Below are 22789 nucleotides of genomic sequence, written 5' to 3' on the forward strand. Positions count from 1 at the left end.
GCTATGGACTTCGCCACTTTGGTAGATTTAGAGTACGTATTCTACTTTTGAGCAAAAAGAATGGCACCAACCATACATATGATTGGTGCCAAAGAAGACTCGTAGGGTGAATACCCCAACATTTGACAGAGAGCCTTTTATTTAATATGTTTACTACCACGTTCTGTCATTGGTGTGCCATTTTGGCAAAGTGGGCATGCATCAGCCTCAAATGTTGGTACAGTTAAGTTCAACAAGGCTTGTACTTTTTCATTTGGTACGCCAAAGTCTGCTTTACCACCGCTGCGGTTGACAAGAAGACCTACGCCTACAATTTCGCCGCCAGCTTCGTTCACTACATCAACTACTTCACGTACGGATCCGCCTGTGGTTACGATGTCTTCTACGATGAGAACACGTTGTCCTTTTTCAATGCGGAATCCACGGCGTAATGTCATTTTACCTTTTTCTCGTTCTGTAAAAATAGCACGAGTGCCTAAGGCTTTACCTACTTCGTGAGCTAACAAGATACCACCGGTCATAGGCCCGATGACAAGTTCTACGTTTTGGTCTTCAAAACGACGAGCTAATTCTTGGCATAATTGTTCTGTATATTTTGGATGGGATAAGACATTGAACTTTTCTACATACATTGGACTGTGAAGACCAGATGTTAACAAGAAATGTCCTTCTAAAATAGCTTGTGTGTCGATTAATAATTGTTTTACATTCTCTTCTGTCATCATTTTTGAACTGTCTCCATTTCCTCAACAATTAAACGAACTGCTTCTTGTGGATTTTCTGCTTGTGTAATTGGTCGTCCTACCACAATGCGAGACGCTCCATCTTGTAAAGCACTGCTTGGCGTAGCAATACGCTTTTGGTCGTTAGTAGCCGCAAAAGATGGGCGGATACCTGGTGTGACGATTAAAAAATCTTCTCCGCAAGCTTCACGAATGAGTTTTGCTTCTAATGGAGAAGCGACAACGCCATCTACGCCAGCTTCTTTGGCTAGCTTTGCTAATGTTACGACATGGTCTGAAATAGGTAAAGACCCACCAATGGCGGACCAATTTTCATCATCAAAGCTGGTTAGGGCTGTAATCGCCAATAGTTTAGGACGCTCAATGCCTAGTTCAGCAGCTTGTTCTTTGGCGGCTTTCATAGCGGCTTCCATCATCACTTTGCCACCTTGACTGTGGATAGTGATTAATTTTGCTCCTAAACGAGTTAATGATTTAATACCATGGGCTACCGTATTTGGAATGTCATGTAATTTTAAATCAAGAAATACGGATTTATTGTGGTCCCGTAAATATGCTACAGTTTGTTCACCTGCTGCATAAAATAATTCCATGCCAACTTTATAATAGCTGACGGAATCGCCTAAGGATGTTACGATGGATTGCATCGCCTCCAGTGAGGACACATCTAAGGCTACAATTAAACGATCATCTGCCATAGGAACCTCCTTGTTTCACAAATCGTACTATTATTTCATAGTTTATAGTGAAAGTCAAGAACTTTATATATTCGTTGAAATTTGAATGACTATAATTTATAATGAAACTAAAATTGGATACGTATTTGATAGGAGATGAAAGTATGAAATTAGTTGTGACAGTGGTAGGGCAAGACAGAGTAGGTATTATTGCGGGAGTTACCCGTGTGTTAGCAGACAATGAAGTAAATGTAGTGTCCATTAACCAAACTATTTTGGATGGTATTTTTAATATGATCATGATGTGTGAAGTCAGTGACTCCGCCGATTTAAGTGGTATCCAAAAAGCATTAATAGCAGAAGGTGACCGCTTAGGTGTTCAAATTTTAGCGCAAAATGCAGCCATCTTTTTAAGTATGCATCGTGTGGGATAAGCGAGGGTACCTATGTTAAGTATAGAAAATATTTTAGAAACGAATCGGATGATTCAAGATAATAAGTTAGATGTGCGGACCATAACCATGGGGATTAGTCTATTAGGATGTATCTCTGAAGATGGAGATCGTATGTGCGCTCGTATTTACGACCATATTACGAAGGAAGCAGAATATTTAGTGAAAACAGGGGAAGATTTAGAGCGTGAACTAGGAGTACCTATTATTAATAAACGTATTTCTGTGACACCAATTTCTTTAATTGGTGGTGCCTCCAACTTACCCAACTATGTGTCCATCGCTCGTGCCTTAGATCAAGCAGCAAAAGCAGTAGGTGTAAATTTTATCGGCGGTTTTTCTGCTTTAGTATCGAAAGGGTATACAGAGGGAGATCGCAAGCTCATAGCTTCCATTCCTGAAGCGTTAGCGACAACAGATATCGTGTGTAGCTCCGTAGGTATTGGTTCTACAAAGGCAGGCATCAATATGGATGCAGTGGCTGACATGGGACACATTGTGAAAGAAACAGCCCGTCTCACAGCCGATAGAGATGCTTTGGGTTGTGCGAAGCTAGTGATTTTCTGCAATCCTGTAGAAGATAATCCGTTCATGGCAGGGGCTTTCCATGGTGTCACAGAAGGTCAGACAACCATTAGTGTTGGCGTCAGTGGTCCTGGAGTAGTAAAACATGCTTTGGAATCTGTAAAAGGTGAACCATTTGATGTAGTAGCGGAAACGATTAAACGGACAGCTTTCAAAATTACTCGTGTGGGACAATTAGTAGCACAAGAGGCATCACGTAGATTGAATAAACAATTTGGTATTATCGATATTTCTTTAGCACCCACACCTGCCGTAGGGGACTCTGTAGCACATGTGCTAGAAGAAATGGGGTTAGAAGCGTGCGGTACCCATGGTACTACGGCAGCTTTGGCCTTGTTGAACGATGCTGTGAAAAAAGGTGGCCTTATGGCATCTTCTCACGTAGGTGGATTAAGTGGTGCTTTCATTCCTGTCAGTGAAGATAAGGGCATGATTGATGCGGTTACATTAGGCAGTTTGTCCTTAGATAAATTAGAAGCTATGACTTGTGTTTGCTCTGTGGGATTAGATATGATTGCTGTACCGGGAGATACCTCAGCAGCGACGATTTCTGCAATTATTGCGGACGAGGCGGCTATTGGCATGATTAATAATAAAACGACAGCGGTACGACTCATTCCAGTGCCGAATAAAATCGTAGGGGATATCGTAGAGTTTGGCGGGCTCTTGGGATATGCACCGATTATAAAAGTACATCCATTTAGTTCAGAAGAGTTCATTCGTCGTGGTGGGCGTATTCCGGCGCCAGTCCGTAGTTTGACAAATTAATGAGTCTAAGCCATAGGGAATCTTCCCTAGTAGTTGCATGTTATAGAATATAGTGAGGTAAGGTTATGAAACAAATTTGTGTCATGGAACCATTAGGCGTATCCGAAGAATTATTACAATCCTTAGCAGAGCCATTCAAGGATCAAGGCTATGAACTGGTTGTGCATGGTACGAAGGAAACGGACCAAGTAAAGCTGTTGGACCGTGTTCGTGAAGCTTCCATCATTATCATGGCGAACCAACCTTTGTCTGGTGAGATTATTCGGCAATGTCCAAACTTAGAGTTTATATCTGTGGCTTTCACAGGGGTGGACCATGTGGATTTGGATGCATGCCGTGAGAAAGGTATCGTTGTGAGCAATGCAGCAGGTTATTCTACACAAGCCGTAGCAGAGTTAGTGTTTGGTCTTGCTATTTCTGTCATGCGCAATGTATTGCCTTGCGATGGACGTACACGGACAGGTGGCACTAAAGATGGACTGCCTGGATTTGAACTGCACGGCAAAACCTTTGGTGTCGTAGGCATGGGGGCTATCGGTGTGGCTGTAGCTCGTATTGCCAAGGCCTTTGGTTGCCACGTGCTTGCTTACAATCGTTCGGAAAAACCAGAATTACTAGCAGAAGGCTTTGCCTTTGCTGACTTAGATACAGTAGTACGAGATTCAGATATTCTATCCTTGCATGTACCATTGAATGATGCTACACGTCATTTAATCGATGCAAAGCGTATTGATAGCATGAAAGATACAGCGGTATTGATCAATACAGCACGTGGTCCTGTAGTGGATAATGAAGCATTGGCGAAAGCCTTACATGCAGGCAAATTGCGAGGAGTTGGCATCGATGTGTTTGAGATGGAACCACCAATCCCAACAGATCATCCATTATGTGATGCACCTCATACAGTCTTAACACCACACATTGCCTTTGCGAGCCAAGAGGCTTTTGTGACTCGAGCTCACATTGTGATGGATAATATTGTGGCATTCTTACAAGGGGAACCTGTCAATCGGGTGTGTTAAGACTTTCATAGAAAGTATATATAACAAAGACCCTATGTATATGTATATCCTATAGTGATTGCAATTTCGTTCCAATCGTCCTATAATACTTTGTATTACGTTTTAACATACAATGGTACGCCCTAAGTGGACTCACAGAAAGGATGATTGGATGAGACCTGTACATACATTACCAAGCTATAGCTTTGGGGGACATGAAATTTTTGATACTATCGGAGATTATACAAAACAGTTAGGTAAGAAAACTGTTATTATCGGCGGAGATACATCGTTATCTGTGGCATTACCTTTGTTGCAACCGGCTCTAGAAAAAGCAGGGGTTGAAGTGCTAGAAGTGGTACATTTTGGCGGCGAATGTGCCTATGCTGTAACAAATGAATTGGCAAAAAAGGAATCCTTGCAAGCTGCTGACTTTCTCATCGGTGTAGGTGGCGGTAAAGCCCTAGATACGACGAAATTAACGAGTATTGAATTAGGGGATATTCCTGTCATCACAGTACCTACCATTGCAGCTACCTGTGCAGCTACATCTGAGGCTATTGCCATTTATACCTTGGACCATACCTTTGACAGCGTCGCTTTCCTAAAACGTCCTGCCGTGCATACATTCATTGATGCAGACATTTTGGTGAAAGCTCCAAGTCAATATTTCTGGGCAGGTATGGGTGACACCATTGCGAAACATTATGAAACGCATATGGCTACGCGTGGCCGAGATTTGTCCTATAATGTACAAGTAGGCTTATCTTTATCCAAGATGTGTGCGGAACCAATTTTTGCACATGGTCGTGAAGCTCTTACGGCCAATGAACAAGGGGAACGGAATCGCCTCTTTGATGAGTTGGTGATGGCTGTAGTACTTACAACAGGTATCGTTTCTGGATGTATGCCTGGGGACTTTAACAGTACTATTGCTCACGCTGTGTGCTACGGTTGTGCCGAAGACCCTCATACAGAAGAAAACCATCTTCATGGGGAAATGGTAGCCTATGGTCTCTTAGTGTTATTTGCAGCAGATAAGCAAGATGAGGAATTGGATCGATGGCTTCCAGTGTACCGTCAAATTGGATGGCCTACGAAACTTTCCGACATGGGATTAACAAAAGAACATATCCCAATGATCGTGAAAAAAGCAGCTTCTGTTCGTGATGTAGTGATTAGCCCTTATGTGGTGACAGAAGAATTATTGACCGAAGCGATTTTGAAAGTGGAAGCGCATAACTAATCTGTGTGGCGCTAGGTTGCATAGTATACAGTTAAATCTGTATGAACATAGTTCGTATATCAGTAATCGACAGGTATCTCTAGTAGAAAGAGATACCTGTTTGTGCTATGATGGGGGTATTATATTATGAATTGGATAGGCATGGCATATGCTAGGGATATGAGTCAAAATTTGTGCTTATCAAATGACAGCGTTAGATATAACAGGGATGGTTGTTTATAGAATTGTCTGAATTCATAGAGATAGCATCTAGTATAGCTAATTGTTTATAAAATGAGATAGATAGTTTGTGCATGAGTAAGATAATGCTTAATAAAGGAAGTCGGAGCAGAAGGTGGCTATGGAACGAATATCATGGAATGAAATAGATTTTGTAAAGGTAGGGAATGCTACGGATTCGGTAGGTAAAACGGGGTTGACCGTATTACGCTTTCCTCGTGGTGCCCAAGGGGGGCTGCATATTAGTGGAGGTGGTCCTGCCGCCCGTGAAAGTGGCGTTCTAGATCCAACGACAGCACCAACGCCGGTGAATGCTTTGGTCTTAGGCGGTGGATCCGCCTTTGGCCTCTGCGCTAGCGATGGGGTCATGCAATCTTTAGAAGCACGGAATATTGGCTTTCCTACAGCCTATGGGGTGGTGCCCATTGTTTGCCAAAGCGATATTTACGACTTATCCTACGGAAACCAGAAGGCACGTCCCACAGTACAGATGGCGTATAATGCTTGTGAAAGGACTTTCACAAGAACGGAACCAATGTCTGGCAATGTAGGTGCTGGTACAGGAGCTACCGTAGGTAAGGTATGTGGCATGGAACGAGCCATGAAGGGTGGCATCGGGTATGCAGCTGCAAAGCTAGGGGACCTTGTGGTAGGTGCTGTTGTGGTAGTGAATGCCTTTGGTAATGTGTATGATCGTTATGGACATGCCCTAGGAGGTGTCATGGATGAAGAACGTCAGCACATATTGGATGCTTGTCAGCTGATGTTTGATCAATACGTAGGTGTAATTGAAAGTAAGCCGTTGGTAGGGAAATCCATAATAGGTAGCATGGAGGATGTACCGCTAAAGGATAGCAATGCTCGAGGTGAAGCGGTTCTAGGTATAGAAAAGGGGAATACTACTATTGGAGCTGTTGTGACAAATGCTAAGTTTACTAAAGGGGAGTTAACGAAAATTGCTATGATGGCTACCAATGGGTATGCGAGGTCTATTCGCCCTGTGGGGACCCTGTCTGATGGAGATACAATCTATGCGTTCTCTGTGTCTAAGTCAGATAAGTTAGTGGAGTATCATACTAATTCTGCTCAAGAGAGTGGTAATAAAGGTGCTAATGTTAACAATGATGACCATCATTTTGAAATACAAAATGGTTTGAGGAGAATAACTGAAAGTCAGTCTACTTGTAATATAGATAAAGAAGTGGTAGCTGATGTGAATGTGGTAGGCACTTTGGCAGCAGAGTTAATGAGTGACGCCATCGAAGATGCTATGCGAGCTAGTAGGATAGATCATTCCGAGTTTTTAGCGAATATAATTGATTTACACGAAGTGAAAATTTAAAATATATAAAAAATACTTGCATTTTATATGAAAGTACTATATAATAACTCTTGTATTATTCCTCGATAGCTCAGCAGGTAGAGCAATCGGCTGTTAACCGATCGGTCGTAGGTTCGAGTCCTACTCGAGGAGCCATACAAGGCCCGTTGGTCAAGCGGTTAAGACACCGCCCTTTCACGGCGGTATCGGGGGTTCGATTCCCCCACGGGTCACCATATGGACGATTAGCTCAGCTGGGAGAGCGCCTGCCTTACAAGCAGGATGTCGGCAGTTCGATCCTGTCATCGTCCACCATAGCTAAGAACCATCCGAATGGATGGTTCTTTTTTATATACTCTCGTTAATGAAATGGAAACCATATGAAAGATAAACGAACGTTAACATATACAATTGGAAATACGATAGCACCGACGTTAGGAGAATGGCTAGATATTCATCAATTTCCTCGGAAAACGATGAAAGAACTCTTCGGGGCCAAGGCTGTTCGATTAGATGGACAACTGTGTACGGCAAAATCTGAACTTTCAGAGGGAATGGTATTAGAAATTATCCCCTTAAAAGAACGAATCGACCACGACCCAATAGAAATACCATTAACAATAGCCTATGAAGATGAAGATATTCTTATTGTAGATAAAGCATCGGGAATCACGATGAATTCGAAAGGACAAGTATCTTTAGCGAATGGAGTAGCCCACTATTTTAAAATACATAAGATTTACGGAAAAGTACGATTCTTAAATCGATTGGATCGTGATACATCGGGTTTGGTGATAGTAGCTAAGCATGGCTTGGCACAACACTTTTACCAAATGCAGATGGATGACAATCGGTTGGAAAAATGGTACCGAGCGACGGTACAAGGGCGATTGGCACAAGCTCATGAGGTACTAGAATTACCTATCCGCAAAAGTGCAGATGGCATCCATCAAGAGGTACACCCAGAGGGTGTGATGACAAAAACGGAATATGAAGTACTACACTATGATGCGGCACAAGATACAACAGATGTGCATATTCGCTTGTGGACGGGCAAGACCCACCAAATTCGCGTGACCATGGCACATATAGGACATCCGTTGGTACATGACCCGCTGTATGCTGATGCGGGAGTGATGGAATCCAGACAGAATACAGTGGAAAATGATGATGCACAATGTTACAAAGGCTTACAGCAAGAGGTAACAAATACAACTAAAGGACAGATAGAAGACATAGGCAAGGCGTTTGCCCTTAGGGCTTATCGTTTAGTGTGCTACCATATGCGAACCGGGGAACAAATTATTGTAGAAGTATAATAGTTGTGTATTGTTATAGCTGTAGTTACTATCAGTAGTTCAAGGCAGAGCAGTAGAGTATAAAATACGTGGATAAACTGTGTCTATACTAATATAACCCTTACAATATTAGAAACGATAAAAAACGAAAAGCGCGAAAAAAGCACGAAAACTAAAATCGTGTTCGAAATCGCGTTTTTTTGTGCGCAAAAATTTTAGAATCGTGCTTTTTTTGTTCCATATTTAGTTTCTATGTGTGATATTAAGATTTTATTTAATCATACTTACGTTGTATATTTATAGGAGGTACGGCTATAGATTTCTGTATGCAAACATGGCACTCACCACTATTTATGACAAATGATGCAGACCCAACCAGTTTCAGAGGTAGTGGATATATTTACAAAACCAATAGTTCTAGCTGCGGTAATGAGCTCTTGCTCTTCTCCCTCTTGAATGCCACTCATAATGAATACGCCCTTAGGTTCTAAACAACGGTAGGCATCATCTAGCAAACGTAGCAAGATAGGGGTAATAATATTAGCCACGATGAGAGAGGCTGTTTCCGCCACGCCTTCTAATAAATTATTTGTTTGTACAGTCACTACGGATTCCAATTGATTCATTGCCACATGGTTACGAGCGTTGGCTGTGGCTGTTTCATCTAGGTCAAAGGCTGTCACAGACTGAGCGCCAAGGGCTCCTGCGGATAAGGCGATAATGCCAGACCCTGTGCCCACGTCGAAGACCGTGCTGTCAGGAGTGAGGTACTGCGCCATCGCTTGGATCGCTAAGCGAGTTGTAGGATGGTCCCCGGTGCCGAAGGCAATACCCGGTTCGATGCGAATGATGTGTTCCCCTTCACGAGGCGTATAATCGGACCAATCTGGAATAATGGTAAGATTGTCCGTCATAGGAATAGGTGGATATTGTGTTTTCCAATCATCCCAACCAGACTCATCAGCCATGGTAATGGATATATTGAGGGGGCCGAAATCCATGCTGAAAGTACTTTGTAATTGCTGAATCTCACTTTTGATGAGAGTTTCTAACTGGTCAATCTTATATAGGCCGGAATCTATATAGGCTTTCACAGTGACATCAGAGGAATCGTAGAGCTCCTCACGATCTGGTTTGATAATGCCGAATCCATCATCGGTCAGTTGATCAAACTCATAAGGGTCCTCTGTATAAACACCTTCAGCTCCTAATGCGAGTAATGTATCTGTTATAAGTTCAGACGCTTCATGCGTCGTGGTCAATGTAATTTCAATCCAAGCCATTGGGCACCTCGTAAATATAACATACATATAGTGTAAGATAACATACACATAACGTAATCATAAGCGGTTATATATTAATTACTAGTATAGTATCACATCTGAAAGGGCTTAGCCAAATTGTGTAGGGATTATTATGCGTGCAAGTTTCTAGCTAGGTTTCTATGGGGGTAATCCCATAGATAGAGCCTAAGGATGGCTTGGAGAATTGTTTCTTGTAGGAAGTCGAAAAATATAGTACTATGTAATACAAAGGTGGTTACTTTCATTTGCAAAAATAGCGATTTTTTCCATTGAAGAAAATTTCATGTGCAAAAAGTGAGAAAATTTCCATTGAAAATGTAGAAAGTTATGTTTCTTTCAGTAGTGAGGGACCTATGAAATATGAATCGCTGTACAAACTATATAGAAAATCTGAGGCAGATTGGAAGAAACGTTATGAAGAGCGGTTTGAACATGAGTTTACCGTACATTTGCCAATTGATATCAAAGAATATAATCGAAAAGTATCATTTCCCGCATTTTATTGCTATGCCCCTGAAATGATGAATTTAGTATTGCGCATTTACAAGGAAACAGCAGAGTTTATTAAAGAACTCCAACCATTACCTAATGTGTTGCTGAATCATCTCATGAATAGTTTTCTAGTAGATGAGATACAATCTAGTAATGATATCGAGGGGGTTCGTAGTAGTCGGCGCGAAATTAAGGAGTCCTTGGAACAGTTTGATAGTAACCGACCTTTGCGCTTTCACAGTATTATTGAAAAATATAAACAAGTATTACATGTCACTAATGAAGCCGTATCTATACAGACCTGCGAAGAGTTACGTACGTTTTATGATTCGTTTTTGTCGTCGGAGATTGATGAAAAAGATCGGCCTGATGGACAGTTGTTTCGAGCAGATAGTATAGATATAAAGACGGGAACCGATAAGATTATTCATCAAGGATTGTTTCCAGAGGCGGCTATCATTGATGCGATGACAGAAGCCCTTCGCATACTTAATGACAAGACGATTGAGGTACCAATTCGTGTTGCTATTTACCACTATTTGTTTGGATATATTCATCCTTTTTACGATGGGAATGGTCGTACATCTAGGATTATTTCCTCGCAGTATATTTCAAGAGAATACCATCCGCTGATAGGTCTAAGACTTTCTAAGGTAATAAAAGATAATCAGAAGAAATATTATGATGCGTTTATCATTACTAATTCAGAATATAATCGTGGAGATTTGACATATTTCATTATTGAATTTTTAACTCTTTTAGAAGCGACGGTAAAAAATGCAAAAGAGTTATTAGTAACGAGAGTGAAGCGTTTACGTGAAGCAGAAAAGAAGTTAGAAAGATTTATAGAAAAGAACCAAATTACAGATCAAGTGATACAAGATATTTATTTTGTAGCATTACAAGCGAGTATGTTTTCTCTCTTTTCAGGTGCTACGAAGGATGAAATTGTAGCAGCGATTGGTAAGAGTAAACGGACCCTAGATACTAAATTAAGAGAAATACCATCTGATCATTTAGTAGTTACCAAGGTGGGAAAAGTGCTGCATTTTAAATTAAATGTGGGTATACTCAAGTCGTGCTAAAGACTTACAAATTCATACTAGTAGTGACAAAAGAAAAGGATAGCCGAGTCAATCTCAGCTATCCTTTTGCGTTACATATTATTTTTTCTTAAGTCGGTACGCAATGTACAAGGCACCAATCCACACGGGAATGATGTAGATGGATGTGCGCATGGAATCCATAGTTAACATAACGCCTACTGCCATGGCGATGAAGGCAAAGCAGAAGTAATTTGTAAACGGATACAAGATGGATTTGAATTTCAATTCATCAAGGCGACCTTCGCGAGCAAAGCGTTTGCGGAATTTAAGATGCGTCACTGGAATGATGAACCATGCAATGATGAGACCAGCTACGATGATAGCCAATAATTGTAGGAACACATCGCTAGCACTTGGGAAGATGTATGTTAAGAATACAACGATCAAGGCTAAGGCTGCACAGAACAAGGTAGCGATCAATGGCACTCCTGTAGCTGTTAAATTCTTGAAGATTTTAGGCGCATCACCAGACAACGCCATACTATGTAAAATACGAGAATTACTGTATAGCAAGCTATTGTATACGGATAAGGCAGCTACAACAACGACGAAGTTTAAGATATGCGCTGCTGCAGGAATGCCGATGTTCGTAAAAATTTGAACAAATGGGCTCGCATGGGTACCTAATTCATTCCATGGAGATAGTGCCATGATGACAGTCATTGTACCTACATAGAAAATTAGGATACGAGCTAACAACTCGTTAATCGCTTTTGGCAAAGTTTTCTCAGGATTTTCAGCTTCCCCAGCAGTGATACCAATGAGCTCCACCCCACCAAAGGAGAACATCACCACAGCGATAGAGGCGATGAAACCATAGGCACCATTCGGGAATAATCCGCCGTGAACCCAAAGATTAGAGAAGTTTTGTGGGAATGTACCCATATCTCCGAAGAAGATGAGGAATATACCGAAGCCAATCATAGCAATGATAGCCACCACTTTAATGAGTGATGCAAAGAACTCTACTTCCCCGTAGGCTCGTACATTGATGAGATTGATTACGGTGACTAGTGTAATACAAGCTAGTGTAGTTATCCAATGGGGAATGCCTGGTAACCAGAAATCTAGGTATACTGAAATGGCAGCCAGTTCTGCCATGCTCGCAAGCATGTACACGATCCAATAGTTCCAGCCAGATAAATAGCCAGCAAAGGAAGACCAATATTTACTAGCAAAATAGGTAAAGGAGCCAGACACAGGTTCACGGACTGACATTTCTCCTAGCATACGCATTAAAAAGAAAATAAAGATACCAGTTAATAAATAGGAGAAAATAACACCTGGTCCTACCAGTTGAATTGTGGGAGCGGATCCATAGAAGAGGCCTGTCCCCACAGAGGCTCCTAATGCGATCATTTGCATGTGGCGACTTTTCAGCCCACGATGCAATGACGTCTTTGATTCATTGTCTTTCATACTATATAACTCCCTTCCCATGTATATTCTGAAATGATATATCTAATAGAATACCATAAACTATAGAATTTACCTAGTAAAATTTTAGTTTAGTAGAGAAGTAACGGACATATATGCAATTATGAATGATACTAGTTTTTCTCATGCATGGGTCTATATCATGCATAATTTGCATATATAAATTTCAGTATATTCAAAGGAGTTTGTAAGAGTATGTAGAATTACTTAAACAATAGACTGTTTTCGGCTGTAAAGGAGGACGATGTTCATGAAAGAATATACTAGTGATTTAATCAGAAACGTGGCGGTGGTCTCCCATGACGGGGCGGGTAAAACAGCATTAGTAGAGGCATTATTATTGTCTTGTGGTGCTGTAGACTTTGTTGGCAAAGGTCAAGATAATAAACATATTATGGACTTTGAGCCAGAAGAAATCAAACGGAATGTCACTATCCAATTAGGTATGGCTCCTTGTGAATGGAAAGGTCATAAAATTAACTTCATCGACACTCCAGGTTATTCTGAGTTCCATGGAGAAGTGCGATCTGCTTTGCGTGCGGCAGATGGTATGCTTATGGTATTATCTGCTGGAACAGGCGTAGAAATTGATACTATTCGTGCCTGGGAGTATGGTGTAGAATTGCAGATGCCTCGTATGGCTTTCATCAATAAAATGGACGTTGAAAAAGCAGACTTCTTTGGTACCTTGGAAAAAATGCGGGAATTATTTGGTAAAGCGATTATGCCATTGCAAATTCCAATCGGTGAAGGGCCTACTTTCAAAGGTGTTGTAGACGTAGCAAAACGAACTGCCTATGTCTATGAAAACGGTAATATGAGAGAAGTGGAAGTGCCAGCTGAGCTATCTGATAAAGTAGAAGAAATTCGTGAAATGACTGTGGAAGCGGCTGCAGAAGGTAATGATACATTATTAGAAAAATATTTAGATGGACAAGAATTGACCTTAGAAGAAATTCGTCAAGGTTTGCGTGAAGGTATGTTGACGGGTCGTGTATGCCCTGTCATGTGTGGTACTGCCTTGAGCCGTATCGGTATGGACCAAGTCTTAGACCGTATGATTCGTTATATGCCAGATGCAACGAAAAAAGTGATGACCGCTATCGGCGTGGATTCTAAGGAGGAGCATATCGTGGTGGCAGATAAACCATTTACTGGCTTCGTATTTAAAACAATTCTTGATCCATTTGCAGGAAAACAAAGTTTTGTCCGTGTATTCTCTGGGGAATTGAAAGTAGGAGATAAACTCTATAATGTGACCCGTGATGTAGAAGAAAAATGGGGCAAAATGGTGACCTTAATTGGTAAACAACAAGTACCAGTAGAGGTTGCAAAAGCTGGGGATATCGTGGTCATCCCTAAATTAGCAGAAACGAAAACAGGGGATACCTTTGGTACAGCTGAATTTAAAGTGAAATATGCACCAATCCGTTTCCCACAACCTTTATACCGCATAGCTATGGTACCTGAGAAAAAAGGGGAAGAGGAAAAATTAGCGAACGCTTTGGGACGTATTTCTGAAGAAGATCCAACTTGTGAAGTGGTGAAAGATGTGGAAGGTCGTCAAATGCAAGTGCGTTGTATGGGCGATGTCCATTTAGAACATATTTTACAAAAAATGGAACGTAAATATGGAGTACGTGCAAAATTGGAAACTCCGTATATTCCATATCGTGAAACCATTCGAGGCACAGTGGAAGTAGAAGGTAAACATAAAAAGCAAAGTGGTGGTCATGGTCAATATGGTCATGTGAAGCTTGGTATTGCGCCATTATATGAAGGTGAGTTTGAGTTTATCGATAAAATTTTTGGTGGCGCAGTGCCACGTCAATACATTCCGGCTGTAGAAAAAGGCGTTCGTGAAACGTTGGAAAAAGGTCTTTTGGCAGGGTATCCAATGATTGGTATCCAAGTGACATTATTAGACGGCTCCTATCATACAGTGGACTCCTCGGAGTTGGCGTTCAAAATGGCGGCAGCCCAAGCCTTGAAAAAAGGTGTGCCTGATGCGAAACCAATTTTATTAGAACCAGTCTACAATGTGAATGTCATCGGTCCAGAAGAATTTATGGGCGATATCATGGGTGATTTGAATAGCCGCCGTGGTCGCGTACTCGGTATGGACCAAGGTGTGCGTGAAGGAATCACTGTGGTGAAAGCCCAAGTTCCATTGGTGGAAATGCTAGATTATGTAACAGTATTGCGCTCCATGACGCAAGGACAAGGTGTGTTTAATATGGAGTTCAATGGATACGAAGAAGTGCCACATAAACAAGCAGAAACAATCATTGCAGGATTTGCGGGGCACGAAGAGTCGTAACTTGTTTTGCTATGTAGCCTGTGGTGTTCTTAACTTAATGCAAAAGGGAAGAGCACGGTATACCCCTCACAAACGGTATTTCATAATGTATCGTCTCTTGTTAGGTTATGCAGCCTATGGCGTTCTTAACTGAATAGGGCAAAGGGAAGAGCACGACACATTCCTCCGCAAACTGATACAGTGGTTAGGTTTGCTCCGGAACATGCCGTGCTCTTCTTGCGTATGTGTAATTTAGTTAGTAAAGAGACGCCACAAGGCTACTACTCGTAACGGCGTTTCTCAATAATTCAACTCATTGATCTAGTAAAATAGACAATGAAAAAGCCTAACGTATAAGGTCTATCATACCTTAACACGTTAGGCAATTTCTGCTTCTATAGTTCTTGAGATGAGCCTAACGCTAGCTGCACGTTGGTGGCTCTTCCTTTGTTGTTTTTAGTATAGCATAGTTTGTGAGAGAATAAAAGTAGAGTTTCTTGTGTGGCATAATTTAGGGAATAATGGAATGCTGTAGGGTGGCTTTGTATTACTAGGATTCTCAGAATTTGTGTTTGACCTTATATGGTGTTGCTAGTATAGTAGATAGAGATAGATACGATTCATAGGGCGCTGTGGGGTGCCTTTTATATACGGAGATAAAGGAGTAAGTCATGATATATCAAAATATTGCGATTGATTATACACAGTTTCGGTATCCGAAAGCGGTAGAGCGAGCTCTTGAGTTTTTGAAAGCGCATGATTTCACGACATTTGCAGGTGGTCGCTACCCCATAGAGGGTGACTTGATGTATGCCAATGTGGATATTGTAAACACAAGGGTCTATGAGGAGACGAAGATTGAAGGGCACAAGGATTACATGGATGTGCAATTTCTAGTAGCTGGAGAAGAGCAAATGGAGATTCTCATTCGTCAAACTTTTCCGGACGTGGTTGAGGCTTTTGATGACAAGGATTGTTACTTTTACGATCCTACAGAAAGTGGCACGGTAAAAATTGATGTACGCCCAGGGGATTATTGTATTTTTTATCCTGGAGAATTGCATCGCACCTTGATTGCACCGAATGAGGTACAAGAAATTCGCAAGGTCGTGGTAAAGATTCATAAAAGCCTATTAGCCGAGTAAGATTAGGCGTTAATAGGGTGTAGCGATGATGATAATTAGATATTCCGTAGATCGGTAATAATTTGTAAGGGTAGTAAAAGGAGAGACTATGAACGCATATGTAATGAAAGGTATGTTACTAATTGCATTAGGTGCTGTTCTGTGGGGCTTTTCGGGCATGTGTTCACAGTTTGTGCAACAACAGCGGATGATGTCGGCAGAATGGGTAGTAGCTATGCGCCTTGTCATTGCTGGTGTGATTACGGTAGTAGCGGCCTTTTACCAAGGAAGAGCTTCTATTTTTAAGGTTTTTTCTGACTGGAAAGATACATTGCGGTTGGTTATATTTGGGGTCTTTGGTATGTGGATGTGCCAATACACCTATTTTAAAGCGATTGCCTATGCAGGGGCAGGGATTGCGACGGTCTTACAATATGTAGGTCCTGCATTGATTATTTTATACATCTCTATTACACGTTTAACGTTGCCAAGGGTGGCAGAAGTAGTCAGTGTAGTACTAGCTACGGTGGGGACGGCGATTATTGCTTTGCAAGGTGTGTGGGATATATCAGCGTTAGACGATACACTTCTGACCTGGGGGATGCTATCTGCTGTAGCAGTTGGTATTTATACGCTACAACCAGTGCCACTATTGAAAAAGTATGGTACAGCACCCATCGTGGGATTTGGCATGCTTATCGGCGGGGCCTTTGCGTGGATAGTTACACAACCTAGTTCTGAAGGAATTGTATGGGATTTGTGGACCTATGGTGGGTTTTGGAGTATCATCATTTTTGGCACAGTAGTCTCTTTTAATGCATACCTAGAAGGGGTGCGACGAGTAGGTGCTGTGACGGGGTCCATACTTTCATCCATAGAACCTATTTCGGCAGCGGTACTGGCATGGTTGTTGTTGGGCAATGAGTTCACACAGTGGGATATCATAGGTATGACCCTTATCATTGTTACAATATTTATCTTGGCATGGGATAAAGGTCGCGCTACAAATAAAAGTTGACCGAATCTATAATTCGTGGTAGAACTAATAAATACAGAATGAAGGGTACAGATGCTTGTAAAAGTAGCTGTACCTTATTAGTAAGTGGGGGCATCTTAAAGCCTGTATAGGGTAGATAGATACGTTTCTTGAGGTTGCGTGTAGGAGGAATAGATGGCACGAACGGTTGGTATTATTGGATTAGGATTGCTAGGGGCCTCTCTAGCAAAAGCATTACGAGCATATACGACATATGATGTCATCGGTTACGCGCGGCGTCAGGAAATTTGCGACCTCGCCTTGGCTGATGGTTGTGTGTCACAGGCTTTCACAGCGGTGGAACCTGTTATCATGGGTGCGGATATTGTGGTCTTTGCCTTACCACCACAGACAAATAGTGAACTTTTTGTGAAAGTAGCCCATCTGTTTCAGGCGGGGCAAGTGGTGACCGATGTGTCCAGTGCTAAAGATGAATTTGCTCATGCCGTGTACGCTCATATCCCAGAGGGCGTGCACTTCGTGTCCGTGCATCCTATGGCAGGTTCTGAAAAAGGTGGCTATGAAGAAGGCCATAAAGACCTCTTTCAGAAAATGGGCTGGATTGTCCTAGAAGATGAGGAACAACCAGCATACGATGCCACAGTGGCACAGGAACTAGCCGATATGGGGCGTGCCGTAGGGTCTCGTATCGAATACGTGGACATGAAACGCCACGATGGGTGTTTGGCTATGGTGAGCCATATGCCGCATATGTTGGCATCCGTCATGATTACTGCCGTAGGTAATGATGAACTGGGAGATAAGCGTATGAGCTTGTCGGCGGGAGGCTTACGAGACAGCACCCGTACCGCCAGTGGTCTGCCGAGTATGTGGCAAGAAATTATCTACGGAAATCGTACGAATGTGTTGAAAGCCATTGAACAAGTAGAGCAAGAATTAGCTGCTGTAAAACAATTGCTCCATGCGGATGACAATGGAGATAGTTTAGGGCAGTACTTAGAGCGAGCGAAACAGATACGAGATCGTTTGCCGAGTCTGACAATCGATAAGAACTAATATATTTGAAAGTGCAACCTCGCTCTTTATCCATGCCTGCCCATAGATAAGAGCTAATGTGCTTGATAGTACAACCCAGGTACCTATCCATATCTTTGCTTAGTAGTGAAATAGCGTGAACGATGCATGCATTGCAATGTAATACGAGGGAAGGCTTTCAATATAGGCTATACGCATAGCCTGTGATATAATAGCAATAGATGTTTGAATGAAACAGGGCATGTCTATGGGAGAACTTTCAGCATGGTCTTATAAATGTGGAATAGTAAGAGATAGATATAAAAGACAAGCATAGAAAGGAGCGATAGTAAGATGGACACAGCACAAAGTATAGTGGATCAAGTGCTAGAGGAAGTACAAAATACACCAGGTGTAGGGGTAGACAATCCCTTGGAAGTGGCGAATCAAGCGTTGCAAGACACATTGGGAGCGAGTGTCATCCCTGAGGAGTATTGGCCTGAGATTGTATCTTGGGTATCCGAAACGGGTTTAGATACAGTCTATTTAGACAGTCGTGACCGTATAGGTGCATGGTGGGTGTCTAAAGAAGTGCGCTCCATGGGATATACCTTGAATTTTACGAAATGCAGTCAGGTACCTAGTGAATGGTTCCCCGAGGGAGAACATTGGAAAGAAGCTGAAGTGGAGGCACGGTATCGTCTAGTGGCTGCTTGGGAATCTTTAGTGGAGAACGGCGCATTAGAGAAGGTTGAATTAGAATGAAAGTAACAAAGAGCGTATCTTTATCTGTGGGGGCACTGAGTGTCCCTATCTTTATAGAATTATTTTTACAAATGTTATTGGGTAATGTGGACCAATTTATGCTCAGCCAGTATGCAGAAACGGCGGTGGCAGCCGTAGCCAATGCGAATCAGATTATTAATGTCATCTTGTTTTTGCTTATTGTGATGAGTACGGCGACTACCATTTTGATTGCTCAATATTTGGGAGCTAAGCGCCCGGATAAAATCGACGAAGTATACACCATTAGCGTTGTCTTTCATACGGTGTTTAGCGTTATCGCAGGGGCGGTAGTCATTATCTTTCATCAGACTCTCTGTGAATGGCTTGGCGTACCTCCGGAGATTATGGAAGAAACCACACTCTATTTGAATATCGTGGCGGCTAGTATTCCTATTACAGGTATCTACACAACCTATGTAGCTGTATTTAGGGGGCACTCCATGCCTCGTATTGCTATGTGGATTGCCCTTGTCATGAACGTGGTTCATATTATCTTGAACTATGTACTCATCTACGGCTGGGGACTAATTCCAAGCCTGGGGGTATTAGGGGTATCCTTGTCGACGGTCATTAGTAAGGCTTTGGGACTAGGTATTATTATCTGGTGCCATCAGTCTTTGTTGACAGCCCGTATGAAAGTAGAGTATCTTCGCCCATTCCGTTGGGAAACGCTACGACAATTGCTGTTTATTTCCGTACCATCCGGAGGGGAAACCTTGTCATACCAACTGTCACAGACAGTTATCATGAAAATGGTGAACCTCATGGGGCTCGTGGTGATTACAACGAAAGTGTATGTATATATCATCGCTACTTTCTGCTATATGTATACAATTGCTTTGGCCAATGCAGCGCAAATCGTGGTAGGATTCCTTATGGGGGCTAAACGAGAAGAAGAAGTGTCCCGCCGTGTGTGGCTCACAACGGCAGCAGGCGTTTCCATTGGTGTCGGATTGAGTACCTTCTTTTATTTTGCCTGTGAACCAGTGATGCGACTTGTGACAGATAATCAGGAGATTATAGATCTGGCGAAAGCTGTGCTGTTTATTGAAATTTTCCTAGAAATTGGACGTGGTGCTAATATCGTATTGGTGCAATGTTTACAAGCGGCAGGAGATATTCGAATCCCTATGTTTGTCGGCGTTTTTGGCATGTGGGCCTTTGCGGTGACTTTGTCCTACTACTTTGGTATCGTCCTTGGTTGGGGACTTGTAGGTGTGTGGATTGCCATGGCTATCGATGAGATTATACGAGCGATTATATTTGTGTGGCGGTGGCAGTCAAACAAATGGAGAGGTCGTTCGCTCATATCGGTTTAAATTCCATAGTGCGATGAAAGTAAGGAGGGGAGCCCCCGTGTATTCCGCAAAAACTGCCCTACGCGAAAGTTTTTGACAGAATACACGGGGGCTCCTTTGCGTTTATCGAGGGGTAGGAATTTAAACCGCTCTGAGCAGGTGGCGACCTAGGGGGAAGAGTGTGGTTTGAGTCGCTGTGTATATGGCGGAATGGGAGAAGCTCACCGACGTGAGGTATATAAATAAGTAACATCTTTTCCCCACCAATTTTCCCCCGGTCTGTTTCAATTTTTATAGTTTCATCTTTGCTACTGTATAGGAAGCCCACATGCATGTTGTCAAAACTTTCGCGTAAGGCAGTTTTTACAACATACATGTGGGCGACTCCACTCCAACAACAAAATGAATATAAAAATTGAAACTGATCAAAAAATACTTTATAATGGAATCAACTTGGCATAGTCTAGGGCTATGCTTTTTTGTATTCTTATGATGGGTTTCACATAGGAGGACGTATGAGTTTATATGAAAGTACGTTGGCACGGATTGTGCCACGGAATAAAGAGATTGAACGAGCAATTGGGGAACAGTGGACTAAGGGGACTCCGTACGGTTCGTATGGTAAGTTAGCGACGATGGTAGAGCATTATGCGGCAGCCACAAATCAAATAAATCCATCGGCTCCTAAGCCTTGTATGATCATCGCCTCTGGTGACCACGGTGTAGCAAAAATCGGTGTCAGCGCCTACCCACAAGAGGTAACGGTGCACATGACTATGAACTACTTGATTCCAAAAGGGGCGGCAGCTAATGCGCTAGCGAACTATTGTGGCGCTCAAATTGAAGTCATCGACGTAGGGGTAGCGGCAGATATGTCCGCTGTGCGAGGCTTACACCATCGCAAGGTAATGCCGAATGGTACGAACAACATGCTAGAAGAACCAGCTATGCCTATGGACAAAGCTATTGAGGCTGTTGAGGTGGGCATTGCTTTCGTAGAAGAAAAAGTGAAAGAAGGCTTCAATACCTTCCTAGTGGGGGAAATGGGTATCGGCAATACTACGTCCAGTGCGGTGATTACAGCGAAGTTCTCCGGACTTTCAGCGGATGAAGCAACGGGACGAGGCACGAATATTTCAGACGAACGATTGAAAGTGAAACAAAAGGTCGTTTACGATGCGCTCGTGAAATATGCGGATATTCCACCTACAGACGGATTGGGCATTTTGTCTGCCGTAGGGGGCTTGGAGTTTGCTTGCCTAGTAGGTGTTATCCTAGGGGCGGCGGCGAATCATGCGTTGGTGGTCATCGACGGATTTAACACCACAGCCTGCGCCCTCATTGCTCATGCTATGAACCCGCACACCATGGATTACGTGATGGCATCTCATTTGTCCGCTGAGAAAGCTCATAAGGATGCACTGAGAACATTGGGCCTCGAAGCCTATGTAGACCTTGGATTCTGCTTGGGTGAGGCTACTGGGGGATCTATGCAAATGCAAATGTTGAACTTAGCTGTAGACATGTTCCACGAAGTTGCAGGAGGTGAGCACCATGCGTAATTTTGTCATCGAACCATTGCATAAACCGTCCATGGAGGAATGCCGTTTGCGCATTGACAACTTAACAAAACCATTGTATTCCTTGGCACGCCTAGAGGGTATTACAGAACGTATGGCAGGGATTCTGAAAGAGGAAAAACCTAACAATCTTCGTCATGCTGTTGTTATCGTAGGAGCTGATATCGCTGTAGATGGACCACAAAACCAAACTCATGGTGTAGAAAGTTTGAAAGCCATGGAACGATTGGCATCTGGTCACTCCGCAACTCATGGAGCTGCGAAGAAAATCGGGGCAGATGTATTCTTAGTGGATGCAGGCTTAGAATTAGATACAAGTCACATCGAAGGCGTACGCCAGCATAAATTAGCCAAAGGGTCTAAATTTTTCCGCATGCATGCGGCATTGACACCTGACATCGTAGAACAAGGCTTAGAAGTAGGCTTTGCCTTGGCGGATGAATTGAGCCACAAGGGGTACCAAACGATAGCTATCGGTACTGTCGGTGAAAGAAGCTTACTTTCAGCCTTGGCTGTTACAGCAGGCATCACAGGATATCCTATGGCAGAGTTGTTGACAGAGAATAATTGTACCTTGAGTATTCAAGAAAAAGCAAAACAGTTGACGGCAAGTTTGGCAGAACACGATTTGCCGAGCCAAGACGGCGTGCATGTGTTGGCGACCGTAGGATCTCCAGACGTGGTGGTCTTAACAGGACTTATCCTAGGGGCGGCAAGCCATCGTATGGCAGTGGTCTTCGACACGGCGGAAACAGGAGCAGCCGTACTAGCTGCAAAATGCATCAATGAAGCGGTTATGGATTACGTGTTCCCCTCTGTCCATATGGGAGAACCAGTACAAAAAGCACAAATGAAATACTTAGGCATTCAGCCACATCTGTTCTATGGCTTTGAAATGGATGAAGCCTTAGGATCCACCATGGGACTATCTGTCCTTGATGCGGGTATGCATATGTTAAATGATATGAAAACATTCGGGGAAGCTAGTGTAAACGTAGCCGTCGATGGACCAGGATCTGAACGCCAAGACGGACGGTAAGTA

19 protein-coding genes and 3 tRNA genes are annotated in these 22789 nt (G+C 42.6%); 18 read left to right on the top strand and 4 right to left on the bottom strand.

Going from position 1 to position 22789, the window contains the following annotated elements:
• Nucleotides 1–137 precede the first annotated feature (137 nt).
• Together pyrE and pyrF are read right to left on the bottom strand one after the other, a co-directional pair.
• Nucleotides 138–725 (bottom strand): orotate phosphoribosyltransferase, encoded by a 588-nt coding sequence (gene pyrE, locus EO116_RS06210; protein WP_126937743.1) that lies wholly within the window; start codon nucleotides 723–725, stop codon nucleotides 138–140.
• Nucleotides 722–1441, bottom strand: a complete 720-nt coding sequence (pyrF, locus tag EO116_RS06215; RefSeq protein ID WP_127161102.1) for an orotidine-5'-phosphate decarboxylase — start codon at nucleotides 1439–1441, stop codon at nucleotides 722–724. Before pyrF ends, pyrE begins: the two co-directional genes overlap by 4 nt.
• A 143-nt stretch (nucleotides 1442–1584) precedes the next feature.
• On the opposite strand from pyrF, the gene EO116_RS06220 reads away from it, so the two are divergent.
• The 9 genes from EO116_RS06220 to EO116_RS06260 all read left to right on the top strand — a co-directional run bounded on the left by EO116_RS06220 (nucleotide 1585) and on the right by EO116_RS06260 (nucleotide 8331).
• Nucleotides 1585–1854 (top strand): ACT domain-containing protein, encoded by a 270-nt coding sequence (locus EO116_RS06220; protein ID WP_127161103.1) that lies wholly within the window; start codon nucleotides 1585–1587, stop codon nucleotides 1852–1854.
• Nucleotides 1855–1866: 12 nt separating this feature from the next.
• Nucleotides 1867–3225 carry a PFL family protein gene (locus EO116_RS06225; protein ID WP_127161104.1) on the top strand — a complete coding sequence of 453 codons (1359 nt, stop codon included), beginning with the start codon at nucleotides 1867–1869 and terminating at the stop codon, nucleotides 3223–3225.
• Between the two features lie 65 nt (nucleotides 3226–3290).
• The gene (locus EO116_RS06230) at nucleotides 3291–4247 is read left to right on the top strand and encodes a 2-hydroxyacid dehydrogenase (RefSeq protein ID WP_127161105.1); all 957 of its coding nucleotides are present in this window, start codon (nucleotides 3291–3293) and stop codon (nucleotides 4245–4247) included.
• A 151-nt stretch (nucleotides 4248–4398) separates the two neighbouring features.
• Nucleotides 4399–5472: an iron-containing alcohol dehydrogenase family protein gene (locus EO116_RS06235; protein ID WP_127161106.1), complete on the top strand. Its 1074-nt coding sequence runs from the start codon at nucleotides 4399–4401 to the stop codon at nucleotides 5470–5472.
• Nucleotides 5473–5812: 340 nt separating this feature from the next.
• On the top strand, nucleotides 5813–7033 hold the full coding sequence (locus tag EO116_RS06240; RefSeq protein WP_127161107.1) for a P1 family peptidase: 1221 nt from the start codon (nucleotides 5813–5815) through the stop codon (nucleotides 7031–7033).
• A gap of 59 nt (nucleotides 7034–7092) precedes the next feature.
• Nucleotides 7093–7168: transfer RNA gene (locus EO116_RS06245), tRNA-Asn, on the top strand.
• 5 nt (nucleotides 7169–7173) lie between these two features.
• Nucleotides 7174–7248, top strand: a tRNA-Glu gene (locus EO116_RS06250).
• Between the two features lie 3 nt (nucleotides 7249–7251).
• Nucleotides 7252–7327 (top strand) — tRNA-Val (locus EO116_RS06255).
• A gap of 65 nt (nucleotides 7328–7392) precedes the next feature.
• Nucleotides 7393–8331: an RluA family pseudouridine synthase gene (locus EO116_RS06260; protein ID WP_240629143.1), complete on the top strand. Its 939-nt coding sequence runs from the start codon at nucleotides 7393–7395 to the stop codon at nucleotides 8329–8331.
• Between the two features lie 326 nt (nucleotides 8332–8657).
• On the opposite strand, the gene prmA is transcribed toward EO116_RS06260, so the two are convergent.
• Complete coding sequence (gene prmA, locus EO116_RS06265; RefSeq protein ID WP_164726090.1) at nucleotides 8658–9593, bottom strand: 50S ribosomal protein L11 methyltransferase; 936 nt, start codon at nucleotides 9591–9593, stop codon at nucleotides 8658–8660.
• A 374-nt stretch (nucleotides 9594–9967) separates the two neighbouring features.
• Here prmA and EO116_RS06270 point away from each other — a divergent pair, with 374 nt between their 5' ends.
• Nucleotides 9968–11191, top strand: a complete 1224-nt coding sequence (locus EO116_RS06270) for a Fic family protein (RefSeq protein ID WP_127161109.1) — start codon at nucleotides 9968–9970, stop codon at nucleotides 11189–11191.
• A gap of 78 nt (nucleotides 11192–11269) precedes the next feature.
• Here the strand turns inward: EO116_RS06270 and EO116_RS06275 are convergent, their stop codons facing one another.
• On the bottom strand, nucleotides 11270–12631 hold the full coding sequence (locus EO116_RS06275; protein ID WP_127161110.1) for an amino acid permease: 1362 nt from the start codon (nucleotides 12629–12631) through the stop codon (nucleotides 11270–11272).
• A gap of 268 nt (nucleotides 12632–12899) precedes the next feature.
• Between EO116_RS06275 and fusA the strand changes: the two genes are divergently transcribed.
• The 8 genes from fusA to EO116_RS06315 all read left to right on the top strand — a co-directional run bounded on the left by fusA (nucleotide 12900) and on the right by EO116_RS06315 (nucleotide 22786).
• Nucleotides 12900–14969, top strand: a complete 2070-nt coding sequence (gene fusA / locus EO116_RS06280; protein WP_127161111.1) for an elongation factor G — start codon at nucleotides 12900–12902, stop codon at nucleotides 14967–14969.
• A 650-nt stretch (nucleotides 14970–15619) separates the two neighbouring features.
• Nucleotides 15620–16093, top strand: a complete 474-nt coding sequence (locus EO116_RS06285) for a YhcH/YjgK/YiaL family protein (RefSeq protein WP_127161112.1) — start codon at nucleotides 15620–15622, stop codon at nucleotides 16091–16093.
• Between the two features lie 88 nt (nucleotides 16094–16181).
• On the top strand, nucleotides 16182–17090 hold the full coding sequence (locus tag EO116_RS06290; protein ID WP_127161113.1) for a DMT family transporter: 909 nt from the start codon (nucleotides 16182–16184) through the stop codon (nucleotides 17088–17090).
• 153 nt (nucleotides 17091–17243) lie between these two features.
• On the top strand, nucleotides 17244–18125 hold the full coding sequence (locus tag EO116_RS06295) for a prephenate dehydrogenase/arogenate dehydrogenase family protein (RefSeq protein WP_126940797.1): 882 nt from the start codon (nucleotides 17244–17246) through the stop codon (nucleotides 18123–18125).
• Nucleotides 18126–18437: 312 nt separating this feature from the next.
• Nucleotides 18438–18848, top strand: a complete 411-nt coding sequence (locus EO116_RS06300) for a hypothetical protein (protein WP_127135835.1) — start codon at nucleotides 18438–18440, stop codon at nucleotides 18846–18848.
• Nucleotides 18845–20188, top strand: a complete 1344-nt coding sequence (locus EO116_RS06305; protein ID WP_127161114.1) for an MATE family efflux transporter — start codon at nucleotides 18845–18847, stop codon at nucleotides 20186–20188. The genes EO116_RS06300 and EO116_RS06305 overlap by 4 nt, the downstream gene beginning before the upstream one ends.
• A 494-nt stretch (nucleotides 20189–20682) precedes the next feature.
• Entirely contained in the window at nucleotides 20683–21729 is a 1047-nt protein-coding gene (cobT, locus tag EO116_RS06310) for a nicotinate-nucleotide--dimethylbenzimidazole phosphoribosyltransferase (protein WP_127161115.1), read from the top strand.
• A complete protein-coding gene (locus EO116_RS06315; protein ID WP_127161116.1) occupies nucleotides 21722–22786 on the top strand; it encodes a nicotinate-nucleotide--dimethylbenzimidazole phosphoribosyltransferase in 1065 nt (354 codons plus the stop codon). Before cobT ends, EO116_RS06315 begins: the two co-directional genes overlap by 8 nt.
• Nucleotides 22787–22789: the final 3 nt, after the last annotated feature.

Source organism: Veillonella sp. VA137 (genome assembly GCF_003992015.1).
Classification (GTDB): Bacteria; Bacillota; Negativicutes; order Veillonellales; family Veillonellaceae; genus F0422.